The sequence below is a fragment of the Fibrobacter sp. UWH5 genome (genome assembly GCF_900142505.1).
GTDB lineage: Bacteria > Fibrobacterota > Fibrobacteria > Fibrobacterales > Fibrobacteraceae > Fibrobacter.
On sequence record NZ_FRBB01000015.1, the window covers coordinates 30,959 to 43,111 of the forward strand.

Genomic DNA, 12,153 nt, shown 5'->3' on the forward strand with positions numbered 1-12,153 from the left:
TTTTCCACTGCCTTTTTCTTGTAACTCACCCTTCATTAAGGGCAAGAAGCATTTTAGTCCTTGAACTTGACCTGCTTGGAGCCGGCAACAACTTCGCCGACCTGCACCCACTTTTCGCCCTTGGCTTCGAGATGAGCAACAACTTCAGCCTTGTCAGCCGAATCGATGAAGATCAACATACCCATGCCCATGTTGAAGGTAGAGTACATTTCGTCCTTCTCCACAGAGCCTTCCTTCTGGATGAGCTTGAAGATCGGGGACGGATCCCAAGAGGTACGGTCAATGACAACGTCCACGTCATCCGGGAGGATACGGGGAATGTTACCCTGGTAGCCGGAACCAGTGATGTGAGCGAGACCCTGGATGATCTTCTTGTTGCAGAGATCGATGAGGCTCGGGTAGTAGCTGCGGTGCGGCATGGTGAGAGCTTCGCCGATGGTCATGTCGGTGCCTTCCAGCGGAGTGTCGACCTTGTAGCCGGCAACGTCGAAGAGAACCTTACGGGCCAGAGAGTAGCCGTTGGTATGAAGACCGGTGGACGGGAGACCGAGGATGATGGTACCCGGCTTGATCTTCTTGCCGTCGATGATGTTTTCGCGTTCTACGACACCCACGATGGTACCGGAGATATCGTAGTCACCCGGACCGTAGAAGCCCGGCATTTCTGCAGTTTCGCCACCGATGAGCACGAGACCGTTTTCGCGGCAAGCCTTAGCCATACCTGCGACCAGCTGGTCCATGACACCCGGTTCGAGACGACCGGTAGCAACGTAGTCGAGGAAGAACAGCGGACGTGCGCCCTGGACGAGAATATCGTCGCAGCAGTGGTTCACGATATCCTGACCGGGCAGAGTATGAGTGCCCATTTCGATATCGACCTTGAGCTTGGTACCCACACCGTCAACGGAGCTGACGAGAACGGGGTCCTTCATGCCAAGGTGGTTCAAGGTAAAGAGGCCACCGAAGTTGCCAACGTCACCGAGAACGCCTTCGTTAAAGGTGGTACGGACGGACTTCTTGACTCCGACCATTGCTTCGTCTGCACGGGCCAGAGATACACCAGCGTCTGCGTAATTCATCTTTTTATCCTTCGCCCCATGCCGGGGCGTGTTTTGGGGTCAACTTACTGACCACCGTTTTGTTTTTCATCAATATTTCTGAGAGCATCCAGGATGAGGCTAGTTGTATCAGTCATCTGGTTGATGTTTACAACTTCCGGCATCAAGTGGGTATCCAACTTATACAAGGTTTCGTCGCCCCATGAAAGCATTTTTTCAAAGGCGTCTGGGCCTGCCAGTTTACCGCACTTGGCACAGCAAATTCGACCATCTCTAAAGGCAATAAAGCCCTTTTCGCCATTGCACTCGAAAATCACGGTGCCAGTGACGCGGCTCTTTTCCATGGTCTGGGCAAAGTCGATAAAGGGAAGAACCTTACCGGAAGCCAACAAGGAAAGACGTTCAAATTCATCGAATGCCTTGTTCTTGGCGCGGAGTCGGTCTGCCACCACCTTGTACAAGTACACCATGATGCTGGGGTTCTTGTCCAGGAACTTCACAAACTCTTCGCGGGGAATGTGGAGCACGGTGCAGCCATCTTCGGCGGCGATCACCGTATTGCTGGTAGGTTCGTTACAAATGATGGACATTTCACCGAAGCATGCACCTGCTTCCAGGGAAGCCAGCATATTGTAATGACCGTCAGCAAGAATCTGACCGCAAATCATGGCGCGACCACTCTGCAACACGCAGAACGAATCACCGATAACGCCACCGTTAATGATAATCTCGCCCGTATCGTATTCACGAATCTGGGCATTCAAAAGCAAATAGTCAGCACAATCGCGAGGTACCTGCTGCAAAAACGGGGTACCCAGCTCATAATTGGCCGAAATCCAGTCACCTATACCTGTATGAGGTTTCATCATATTGTAAATATTAGAAAATATTGCGGTACCATTCAAATGCCGGATTCCCGGAAACGGGCTTTTTGGCGGTCGTGGAAATCAGGCTGGAGAGATTCTCCACCAATTCGTCGGGCCTTGCCACCGCACCTTCAAAGAAATCGTTTCCGCCACCGGGGCCCTTGCGCCCATCATTCTGCAAGACCTTCTTCTCCTTGAAAGCCTTGATGTAGGCGGCGCGGGGCTCCGCAGCCAGGATTTCTTCGGGAGTGCCGAACATACCGGGGTTAATCCAAATATCGACGGAGTCTGCCAGGGCCATCACATCTTCAATGGTGAGCTTCAGTTCGCGGGTAGTGTCGGACGCCCACAAGTAGCAGCCGCCTGCTTTTCTGATCAGGTCGGCAGTATAGCTACGTCCACCGGGGGCGTACCACACGCCGCCATAGCTCATGCCCGCAAGAACCCGGGGGCCCCTTGCCACAACCTTAAAACCACGCTTTTCATTTTGCCCGGAACGCACCACCTTCTGTTCTACACAGGGGTCGGCGCTTCCTGCCGGATCTCCATAAACAAGGGAATCAGAGAAAGACTCCGAATCTTTTTTTTCGTCGGGCATTTCTACGTTAAACAGGGAACTATAAAGCTTGATCCACGCCGCCTTGGCCTCAAGGGAATTCTCCTGCCATTCGGAGGTAAGCATTACGGGTATGCCCAGCTTTTCCATACGGTCGTAATCGTCCTGGGAACCGCCTGTGACAAAGGTCATGACCAGGTCCGGCTTTAAGGCGATGAGCTTCTCGTAATCCACATTCATGCCGTCGGGGCTTACTTCTGCGACCTGCCCTGCGGCGGCCTTTGCGTACAAAGTAGAATCCGCAATGTACTTCCCGGCACCTACCGCTATAATGCGGTCTTCCACACCGAGGCGAAGCATGTAGCCAATCTGGGCCGACGAAAGTACCGCCACCCTCTGGAGAGGCGTCCGCAGCACCATGGCGCTAGACAGTTCCCCGGGCAAGGCGCCCCCCGCGGTAAAGGCGGCAGAATCCCGAAGCACAAAGATTTTCTCCAAGGTGTCGGCCCCCACGATGGAGCGGATAGCGGCCACCTGTTCCCCGCAGGCGGAATCCACCCACAGAAGGTTGGTCCGGGCGCGGTCATCCCCCGCCACAACCTGCCAATTTTTCTGAATGGAACTGCCGCAGTCCTGCTGAACGGCTTCAACGTTCTTCTCTTTTTTAGCAGGCTCGGACCCGCAGCCCACCATTATCAAGGCGATTAAAATCCCCAATGCCCCGACTTTTCCACCAAAAGTCAACATCTTTAATCCTCAAATTCATCGTAAATCGTTGATTTTTAACGCTTTAACAAATTTTCCACTGCAAAAATCCTCAACATAATGTATCTTATATGTTCGGAATTTATAAATGGGATCTTTTATGAAGACAAAGATAACCTCTTTTTTGACTGCAGCTGTCCTTAGCGTACTCGCTCTGGCAAACTCTTCCTTCGCTGAAGCCGAATCCGGTTTCTACGACAAGGACCATATCCGCGGATTCGTATCCTTCGGCACCGATTTCCGCATCATGCACGATGACTTCCAGAGCTACGTGAACCACCTGGCCTTCGTAAAGGGCGGTCATACCGTGTCCACCGATGAAGGCGACGTCTTCTACAGCGGTGGCAAGATGAAGTACAAGACCTTTGACGACTACTACCTGGGTCTCCACGCCATCTTCGGCGCCCAGTACAAGCAGTTCCAAACCTGGATCGACATGAACTTCATGCCCACCCAGATTTCTGAACGTCCCAGCAATACCTACAAGGCATACGCCGAAGACGGAAGCTCCATGAAGTTCCCCCTGTACGACGTCAAGTGGTACAGCTACGGCGCCGACTGGATGTTCGGCTGGAAGCTCTTCGGCGAAAACACCTTCATCAACTTGATCCCCGCCGTCGGTTTCGGTTTCAACCTGATCAACATCCACTTCGCCTCTAACTTCGAAGTCACTGACTTGAACGGTGGCGAAACCTACAACTTCCGTAACCGCTACTACAGCGCCATGGCCACCACAGTCAACAGCGAACTGGAAGGCCGCCTGGAATTCGACCACCTGGCATTGGGCGTCTATGTCGGTTACCGCTTCGTACGCTACAATGAACTCAGCGTCGAAGGCAAGGAACTGGTCAACACCGAATATATCGGCGACGACACCGACAACAACGGCGACACCTTCTTCCTGGGTCTGCGCCTCACATGGATCTTCCACAGCGACTGGCAGACAAAGCAGGAAAACAAGCTTTAATACTCTCCGGAGTTTCGCATTTCGCCCAGAGGTCATTTGGCCCCTGGGCTTTTTTCATGCCCGCCAATCCGTCATCTGCAAAACGGCCCACAGCCAGCCCGTCATCCGTCACGCAGGTCAAACCGCCACCGCCGACTGCAACATCCGGGGCGGTCCCAACCCGGGGGCGAAAGAAGAATCCCGTAGGCGGAATATCGTTTGCAGGATCGTGGTCCAGAATCCGCTCCATGGCAACGTAGTGCGCACAGCGTAACCTGAGCCCCGTATCGGTCCTCCAGTGCACATAGCGGCTGTTCTTGGGGTAGCTAAAACTCCAGCCCAGCAGAAGCACAGGCACCCCCATTTTCTTGAGCCTATCTACAAGGGGAACATATTGCCCCTGGGTGCTGAGCAGTACCACCGCATCCATATCGCAGTATGCGGCAAACATCTCGGCGTCCTTGATCAGCCCCAGGTTCGGTCCCATGTGGCCATCGTCTACAGGAAGGTCGCTGTAATGGACCTGATACCCCGCATTCATAAGTTCGAACTCGAACTTGAACACACCCTTGACCCCCCTGGCGTAAATGTGGGGGTTCCTCTGGGGGTGATAATAATGGGACTCCAGGGCGACAACCCGATTGGCCCTGTTGAAGTAGCGCTGGATCTGCAACTGCACCCAGAACTTGAGCCCCCGCAAATCCAGACTTGCGTGGTAGCGGTGGTGGACCCTATAGTACTCGTTCACCTTTTTCAGGGTGTAGCCATCGAGAAAGAAGCCCACCCGCAAACAATTCCCAGTCATAATGCCTCCTGACGGTTAATGGTTCTTTCCTATTAACACGCAGGAAAATCCGGGAGTTTTCGTTAAAAATTGTTAACAAAATAGAAAATGCCGAAATTTATTCAAAATCAGCATTTTTTACATCAAAATTTTTTAAATCAGGTCGCGTTTATTTAAGTCATCCATCAAGGATCCGGGCATCCATTTTTCAAGGGCCCTGTACTTGGGATTATCCAGCTTGGCACGCCATTCCGCCGCCTTCTCTTTTCGGCCGGCATCGTTATGAATGCGGATCAGGTTCAGCACGGAACACCAGTATCGAATGGAGGCGCCAGTACGTTCCAGATAGGCGGCAGCACTCTCTTCGTAAATCCGGGCAGCTTCATCATAACGCTTCAGGCGGTAAAGCATGTCGGCCTTGATCTGGAGCATCACGGGATTTCCCGGGGCGCGGGCCAGGCCACGTTCGGCAAGCTTCAGGCCGGTGGCGTAATCTTCCTTGTCGTAGTGCATCCAGACCAGGGGCGTAAGGAACAGGGGCCAGAAGCGGCCCGACACCTTGGAGGCGCTATCCAAAACGGAAAGGTATTCGGCACGGTTGTCGGACTTGAAGGGAACCCAACTGAAACTCTTGTCGATATAGTAGGCGTAAATGGCAAAGAACGCGCGGGCCTCCAGTTCCTTGGAATCCTCGAAGGCCTTGGCGGCGGAGCGGGTAGTCATGGCGCCTTTTACAGAATGACCGGTCTCCCCCTGCACATAGCCGATCTCGAAACGGCGCAAGGCGTCCCACAGTCCCGAGGCTTCACACTTCTCGAGGCTACGGCCGGCATGATGGAGGGATGCGGTATCCCCCTTGTCGTCATAAATACTAATACGGACAACCCCTTCCAGAATACAGCCCAGGCCCTTGTTCTCGGCGCGCAGTTCCTTGGCATACTTCAGGGCGTCATTATAGCGCAGGGCCATGGTGGCCTCGGTGGCCTTTTCCCACAAAGCGGCCTGCCTTGCATCCAGGGCAAGAGTCAAATCGTGTTCGTCGGCCGCAAAGGCGACAACAGAAGCCAGGGCAAGACAGAATATCAAAAGGAATCTGGAAAACATCAGGGTAAATCTAGAAAATTGCACCACCGGTGTTTATGGGGGATGTTGATAAGTTGTGATTTGCGACAGATTACAAACACTTTATCAACAGAAAAAGAAGACCCCGATTTTCGCTATTTCACCCCCATTTTCGAAAACATTGTCGCAGGTTCTTATTCCAGACAGGAATATTCGTCTCGACGGAACCGCATACGGTCAAAAACAGGGTTAAAATGCCGTAATTTAATGAAAATCAACAAGTTAGACTTTTAAAAACCGGCATTTTCATATATAAAATCGGGCAAAAAACGCAAACGGTTAAACTTACTTATTATTTACGAATAAAAAAATCTGTTGTCAAAGCTCTAAAAAAAATCTATAAATAGTACAAACATTCAACAACTTTTCAACAATTCACAAACTAATCAACATGTAGAAACATTTTTTTTCGTTCCAGGCGATATACTTGGTGGAGGTCCCATGAAGATATTCCGCAAAACATCGGCACTGTCCTTCTACTTGCTCAAGTCCGGCTTCCAGGCATTCAAGGCAAGGATCAAGGAAGAGCTGGACGCCACCGGCACCGTGAACCTGGACGACATCATCGATGACGAAGAGCTGCGCGCCTTCTACCGCCGTGGGGAATCCCCCGCATTCGTAGCCGCAGCCCTCTGCCCCGCAGGCATCGACGACTAGAAAGTTTATTTCTCTCCTCCTAGAAACAAGAGCCCCGCAGTTTTAAACCGCGGGGACTCTTTTTTTAAATGCAATCAGCTAGATGTCGTCGCGACCCAACATCGTCGGAACCGTCCGGCGGCAGCCGCAATTACTTTCTGGCGGGGCAGCCTTCGACAGTTTCGAACTTGCCCTTGTTCACCGTAACGATCTTGGTGTTGGTGTTGGCGCCACGCTTGAACTTGATGTCTCCATACACGCCCTTGAAGACGGCGGTGTTGTTGATGGAGTTGGTCAGGCTGTTGGGCTTCTTTGCGATGGTGCTGAACACGATGTTTGCAGCGTCGTAGCTGAGGCCGCTGACCTTGTCTTCGCCCGGTTCATCGCCCCAGCGTTCCTTGAAGTCAGACACGAACTTCTTGAGGTCGGAGTTGTCGCCGCCCATGTCCAGGGCCGGCACGCTGAAGTAGGAGCTGTCCACCAGACGCTTGCCCTGGATCAGCAGTTCGCGACCATACCAGCCGGAAGCGCCAAGCAGGCGACCGGAAATCTTGTTGAATGCCACCTGACCTGCCATGAGGCCTGCATCGCCGGGGTTGGTTGCGGGGATAAAGATACCCGGGATATCGAAAGTGGAGTCAGCCATGTAAGCCTTGCGTTCCTTGGCGTTGATGGCATCCAGGTCGGAAGCGCCACGGGCCAGGTTGCGGCGGCGGTTCAGCTGCTTGAAGCGGACATCGCGGAGCAGGTCAAATTCAGTCTTGTAGTCGGGGCGGCCTTCTTCGTAGTTGCGGAAGGCGACCACGTTACCACCGCGGCGTTCAACAGCCTGGGTAAAGCTCTGGCTCATGGAAGCACCGTAATCACCCAGGGGGCTAAGAACGGCGAATTCCTTGATGTTCAGGCAGTTGGTAGCGAAGTCTGCAATCTTGTGGGCCAGGTTATCCATGGTGATGTTCACCTGGAAGATATTGGGACCCATCTTGGCGATGCCGTCATCCGTTGCAGTGGGAGTCAGCATGGGGATGTTCTGGAAGTTGCTGCCCAGCCAGGCGCCGACGGTTGCAGCCGGAGCGCTCATGATGGGGCCGATCACGGCGATCACGCTATCCTGGTTGATAGCCTGCTGGGTACGGAGGAGAGCCTGAGAGGCATCGGCGCGGGTATCGGCGGTACGGATATTCACCTTACCAGCCAGGCCAGCCTGTTCGTGGGCGAGAATCACACCCTGAATGGCAGCGGCACCGAATTCGGCGAAGTCACCGGACAAGGGAGCCAGCACCAGGACGGTGGGCATGCCGGCACCGTAGCCTTCCAGGGACTCGATGCCACGCTGGGCGGTGCTCAGAAGCTTTTCGGAAATATCGGAAGAAGCGGCCACCTTCTTGTACCAGTAGCGGGCGGCGCGGTAACGCTTGACGTTCTGGCATTCACGGCCAATCTGCAGCTGCATCCAGCCGATAACATCCTTATCCACCGGATACTTTTCCAGGAGAGCCTGGAGCTGGTCAGCGTTCAAAAGGGAAGCGGCCAGAGTCTGTACTACCACGTCCTTGGTACGGGCACGGGCGGCAGGATTCTTGGAGTAGGCCAGGATGCGGAGCATGGCTTCGACACCTTCGTAAACGTTGCCCTTTTCTACCATGACAATGGCGTGGGCCAGTTCCATGCGTTCACGGTAGACCGTGTTCACATAGTATTCCAGGAATCGGGAAGAAACCTTTTCGGCCTCGTCGCGGTTATGTTCGCGCAGGTAGCATTCGGTGAGCATGACGGTCGCCTTTTCACCGGAAGACTTGCGGAAGCTGGACTTGTAAAGCTTCTGGAGGGGGGCGATAGCCTCGGCGCACTGGCCGTTCTGAATCAGGGACTTTGCCTGGGAAATTTCATCCTGGGCGAACAGGGAGGTTGCGAGGGATGCAACCAGAACAAGGGGAAGAAGACGTTTCATACTAGGATTCTTCGACGGACTGAACCACGTCGTGCTCTTTCTTGATTTGTTTCTGGAGGGATTCGGGCAGCTTGGCCCAATCCATAATATCCACGCGGAAAGGCAAGCCGCTGTCGACAAAAGCCTTTTCAATGGTGGTCATGGTTTCAAAGGAAAGGGGTTTTTCGGAAATCACCACCAGTTCCAGTTCCGTATCGGGAGTAAGGTCTACTCCTGTCACACGGGCGCCATGGGCCCAGACTTCCATACCTTCAAAATGGAGGGCAAGGATACGCTGGACCGTTTCCAAATGATTAGATTCGATGCATAAAGCCATGGGGGGAAATATAGTTAATCCCGTCAGCGGTACAGGAAATGGAGTACCCAGAGCTCCGTATCTGACCCTACGCGAACGGGAGGGCCCCAGGAATCGATACCGGAACTGACCAGCCAATGGACCCCATCCAGCATGCCAAAACCGTATGCCAGGCGCCAAACCAGGCCAATAATCAGGTTTCCGGGGAAGAACTGCCCATCGTGAGTATGGCCGGAAAGGGCGAAATCAGGCAAAATTCCCGAATATTCGGGTTCAATACCCTTTGGCTGGTGGTCCAGCAGGATCCAAGGGCTAACTTTACGGTAAGCGCCAGAGGAGTCAGACTTGAACTGCTGCGGCACCAAATCCGCCAGAGGTTTACGTTCGGTACCGCGGGTACGGGCCACCTGGAAATCAGTACGGCCGGTAAAGCAGACTTCGGGGACGCCAACCTTCCTAAAACAGGCGGTAGAATCGTCCATAGTGACCCAGCCGTTGCTTCGGAGCCATGCCAGCGTATTGGAACCGTTACGTTCCTGCATGGCCTCGTGATTACCGTTGATGGCTATGGCGGCCACCTTGGCGGACTTGGCCACCTTCGCCATGAGGGGGGCATAACCCCATTCGTCCATGGTAGCGGTATTTACATCGGACAGGTCACCGCCAAAAAGGACGAAGTCCGGCCCGATGGAATCCACCTGGGCAGCCAGGCGTTCAAGCTTTGCGGTACGGAACAGCGGAGCAAAATGTATATCGCTGAAATAGACCGCGGTAAACGGCTTTTTGGAACCGCAGGAATCGCAGTCCGTTTTCAGGGAGACATCCTGGGTACGCACCTGGTAATCGGCATTATGGGGCACGCCCAGCCCGATAAGGATGAGGGCCAGCAGGATGCTGGCGATAAGAACGCCTCTCGTACTTTTACAAACAAAGTTAGCGCTTGATTTTTGATAACCCGACCCGGTCATTTTATGGCTGAGCCAGAAAAAACGGCCCATCAGGAAGACGTCCAGCAAAATGAACATCCAAAGGGCCTGACACATCCAAATGGTAAAGAATGTCAGGAGGATGGCGCCTACAACGCCGTCCCGCAAGGTCATGCTCAAAAAGATGCCAAGCAAAAAACCGAGAGCCAGCAGTTTCCCCCCTTTGCCGGGAAGGGTCCTGCTGATGTTCAGGTACAATACAACGATGGCAGTGAGCAAAAGTCCGAAGAAAAATATCATAGGGTAAAATTACATAAATTTGGCGTCGTGTTAATCGCTCTCGCCATAGGATTCGTAATGCTGACGACCTACGGAAAAATCCGCAGGTTCAGCTGGCGCGCCCTCTGGAAAATGGCACTGTCGGGAATGACCGCCGTAAGGAACATCGCCATCGTCATGCTGCTGGTGGGGGCACTCACTGCGTTGTGGCGGGCCTGTGGAACGGTAGCCTTCATTGTCAATGCCGCCTCGGGAGCGCTTACGCCAGAACTTTTCCTGCCGGCGGTTTTCGTCTTGTGCGCCGCCGTCTCGGTGCTTACGGGAACATCCATCGGAACGGCCGCCACCATGGGCGTCATCTGCATGGGCGTAGGGGCCGCTATCGGAGTCGACGAAGCCATTTGCGGCGGGGCCATTCTTGCCGGCGCCTATTTCGGTGACCGTTGCTCGCCAGTCTCTACAAGCGCCATGCTGGTGGCAGAAATTACAGGGACGAACCTCCATGAAAATATACGGGGCATGATCAAGTCCGGTTGGAAAGCCGCCTTGGCCGCCCTGGCAATTTATGGAATCCTGGGCTACGTCACAGGCACAGTTCCCTCTGACGTAAATCCATCTGACGCAAGTCTCGCGGTCGGAGCAGACAACATAACGAAACTTCTGCAGCAGCATTATGACCTGGGCATTGTCACCCTCTTGCCAGCCGTCGCGATTCTCGTCCTTGCGGCCCTGCGGTTCAATGTAAAGATGACCATGGCCGTAAGCATCGCCATGTCCTTCGCAATTTGCATCTGGCAGCAGCAAATGACCGCGGCCGAGACTGTCAAGACAGCCTTCCTGGGATTTGACGCCCCTGCAGAAATTTCCATGATGAATGGCGGTGGCGTTTTCGGAATGGTCAAGATGATTGTAGTCGTCGCCATTTCCCTGACTTATGCGGGACTCTTCAAGGGCATGGGAATTCTAGACAAGATGAACCGATTCGCAAGCCGTATCGCAAACCGACTTCCTCCTTGCGGTTTCGCCTCCCTTACGGCGGTTGCCTCAAGCGCCCTTTCCTGCAACCAGACTCTGGCCATCGTGCTGACCAACGAAATTTCAGGCAATGTCATTCCCGACAAAAAGGAGCGGGCCATGGCCATCGAGAATACGGCCGTCGTGATTGCCCCCCTTGTTCCCTGGACGGTAGCAAGCCTGATTCCCCTGGGGACCATAGGCGCCCCTACCGCAAGCATCCTTTTTGCCTGCTACCTGTATCTGCTCCCGATTTCAAACATCGTTTCAGAAATGCGGAGCCGCAAAAAATTCGGGGCGGTAATTTAATTGAATCTGCGCGGGAACTATTTTAATTGGGCCTGCACGGGAACTATTTTAATTGAATCTGCGCGGCCTACTTCCAGGCGCCGGCCAACGCCTTCGCCATAATTTCGTCTAGCAATCCGCGGCAACCTTCGTTTACGTCGCGCCAGGTCGCCTCGAAATCACCGGTATACCAGGGGTCGGCCACATCGCCCGGGCGACTGGTCCAATCCATCAGCAGCGAAACTTTGCGGTCTTCATTAGCGGCGCCGTCAATACCACGGGCCGTTTCCTTCTCGTAGCTTTCGGCATTAATGTTCCAGCGCAAATTGCGGAGGTTATTGCGGTCCATCAGCACCACATAATCGTAGCGGTCATAATCCCGCTGATTGAACTGTCGCGCGGCATGTCCGCTGCAATCAATCCCGCGGGCATTTAACAACCGACGGGCAGGCGGATAAACCGGATTCCCGATTTCTTCGGTGCTTGTAGCGGCACTTGCAATCTGAAAATCTTTCTCAGTCAGACCTGTAGCGCGAGCGTCAGCTCGTGCGTCATTGGCTGTATTTCCAAAAAAATCCCTGACCATCTTCTTCATGACGAATTCCGCCATGGGACTACGGCATATATTACCGTGGCACACAAAAATAATGCTAGGCATCAATTCCTC

Annotated in this window: 12 protein-coding genes; 3 read left to right on the forward strand and 9 right to left on the reverse strand. The window is 53.6% G+C overall.

What is annotated here, in order from left to right:
- Nucleotides 1-53: 53 nt before the first annotated feature.
- Genes purM through BUB38_RS11650 form a run of 3 tightly spaced genes read right to left on the reverse strand, consistent with a single transcriptional unit; the run spans nucleotide 54 to nucleotide 3,227 of the window.
- Entirely contained in the window at nucleotides 54-1,079 is a 1,026-nt protein-coding gene (gene purM / locus BUB38_RS11640; RefSeq protein ID WP_073160736.1) for a phosphoribosylformylglycinamidine cyclo-ligase, read from the reverse strand.
- A 44-nt stretch (nucleotides 1,080-1,123) separates the two neighbouring features.
- Nucleotides 1,124-1,927 carry a cyclic nucleotide-binding domain-containing protein gene (locus BUB38_RS11645; protein ID WP_249269411.1) on the reverse strand — a complete coding sequence of 268 codons (804 nt, stop codon included), beginning with the start codon at nucleotides 1,925-1,927 and terminating at the stop codon, nucleotides 1,124-1,126.
- 10 nt (nucleotides 1,928-1,937) lie between these two features.
- Nucleotides 1,938-3,227, reverse strand: coding sequence for an ABC transporter substrate-binding protein (locus BUB38_RS11650; protein ID WP_083542131.1), 1,290 nt, complete (start codon nucleotides 3,225-3,227; stop codon nucleotides 1,938-1,940).
- Between the two features lie 118 nt (nucleotides 3,228-3,345).
- Between BUB38_RS11650 and BUB38_RS11655 the strand changes: the two genes are divergently transcribed.
- Nucleotides 3,346-4,212, forward strand: a complete 867-nt coding sequence (locus tag BUB38_RS11655) for a hypothetical protein (protein WP_073160845.1) — start codon at nucleotides 3,346-3,348, stop codon at nucleotides 4,210-4,212.
- Here the strand turns inward: BUB38_RS11655 and BUB38_RS11660 are convergent.
- Both BUB38_RS11660 and BUB38_RS11665 read right to left on the reverse strand, forming a co-directional pair.
- Nucleotides 4,160-4,996 carry a PIN domain-containing protein gene (locus BUB38_RS11660; protein WP_073160738.1) on the reverse strand — a complete coding sequence of 279 codons (837 nt, stop codon included), beginning with the start codon at nucleotides 4,994-4,996 and terminating at the stop codon, nucleotides 4,160-4,162. The two genes, BUB38_RS11655 and BUB38_RS11660, sit on opposite strands and share 53 nt — an antisense overlap.
- Nucleotides 4,997-5,128: 132 nt before the next feature.
- Nucleotides 5,129-6,079, reverse strand: a complete 951-nt coding sequence (locus BUB38_RS11665; RefSeq protein ID WP_249269410.1) for a tetratricopeptide repeat protein — start codon at nucleotides 6,077-6,079, stop codon at nucleotides 5,129-5,131.
- A gap of 459 nt (nucleotides 6,080-6,538) precedes the next feature.
- Here BUB38_RS11665 and BUB38_RS11670 point away from each other — a divergent pair, with 459 nt between their 5' ends.
- A complete protein-coding gene (locus BUB38_RS11670) occupies nucleotides 6,539-6,754 on the forward strand; it encodes a hypothetical protein (RefSeq protein WP_073160739.1) in 216 nt (71 codons plus the stop codon).
- 130 nt (nucleotides 6,755-6,884) lie between these two features.
- Here the strand turns inward: BUB38_RS11670 and BUB38_RS11675 are convergent, their stop codons facing one another.
- Genes BUB38_RS11675 through BUB38_RS11685 form a run of 3 tightly spaced genes read right to left on the reverse strand, consistent with a single transcriptional unit; the run spans nucleotide 6,885 to nucleotide 10,205 of the window.
- On the reverse strand, nucleotides 6,885-8,684 hold the full coding sequence (locus BUB38_RS11675) for a penicillin-binding protein activator (RefSeq protein ID WP_073160740.1): 1,800 nt from the start codon (nucleotides 8,682-8,684) through the stop codon (nucleotides 6,885-6,887).
- Between the two features lies 1 nt (nucleotide 8,685).
- Nucleotides 8,686-9,000: a DNA polymerase III subunit beta gene (locus BUB38_RS11680; RefSeq protein WP_073160741.1), complete on the reverse strand. Its 315-nt coding sequence runs from the start codon at nucleotides 8,998-9,000 to the stop codon at nucleotides 8,686-8,688.
- Between the two features lie 23 nt (nucleotides 9,001-9,023).
- Entirely contained in the window at nucleotides 9,024-10,205 is a 1,182-nt protein-coding gene (locus BUB38_RS11685; RefSeq protein ID WP_073160742.1) for a metallophosphoesterase, read from the reverse strand.
- Between the two features lie 27 nt (nucleotides 10,206-10,232).
- Between BUB38_RS11685 and BUB38_RS11690 the strand changes: the two genes are divergently transcribed.
- Nucleotides 10,233-11,507, forward strand: a complete 1,275-nt coding sequence (locus BUB38_RS11690) for a Na+/H+ antiporter NhaC family protein (RefSeq protein ID WP_175547681.1) — start codon at nucleotides 10,233-10,235, stop codon at nucleotides 11,505-11,507.
- 67 nt (nucleotides 11,508-11,574) lie between these two features.
- On the opposite strand, the gene BUB38_RS11695 is transcribed toward BUB38_RS11690, so the two are convergent.
- Nucleotides 11,575-12,144 (reverse strand): low molecular weight protein-tyrosine-phosphatase, encoded by a 570-nt coding sequence (locus BUB38_RS11695; RefSeq protein WP_073160746.1) that lies wholly within the window; start codon nucleotides 12,142-12,144, stop codon nucleotides 11,575-11,577.
- Nucleotides 12,145-12,153 lie beyond the last annotated feature (9 nt).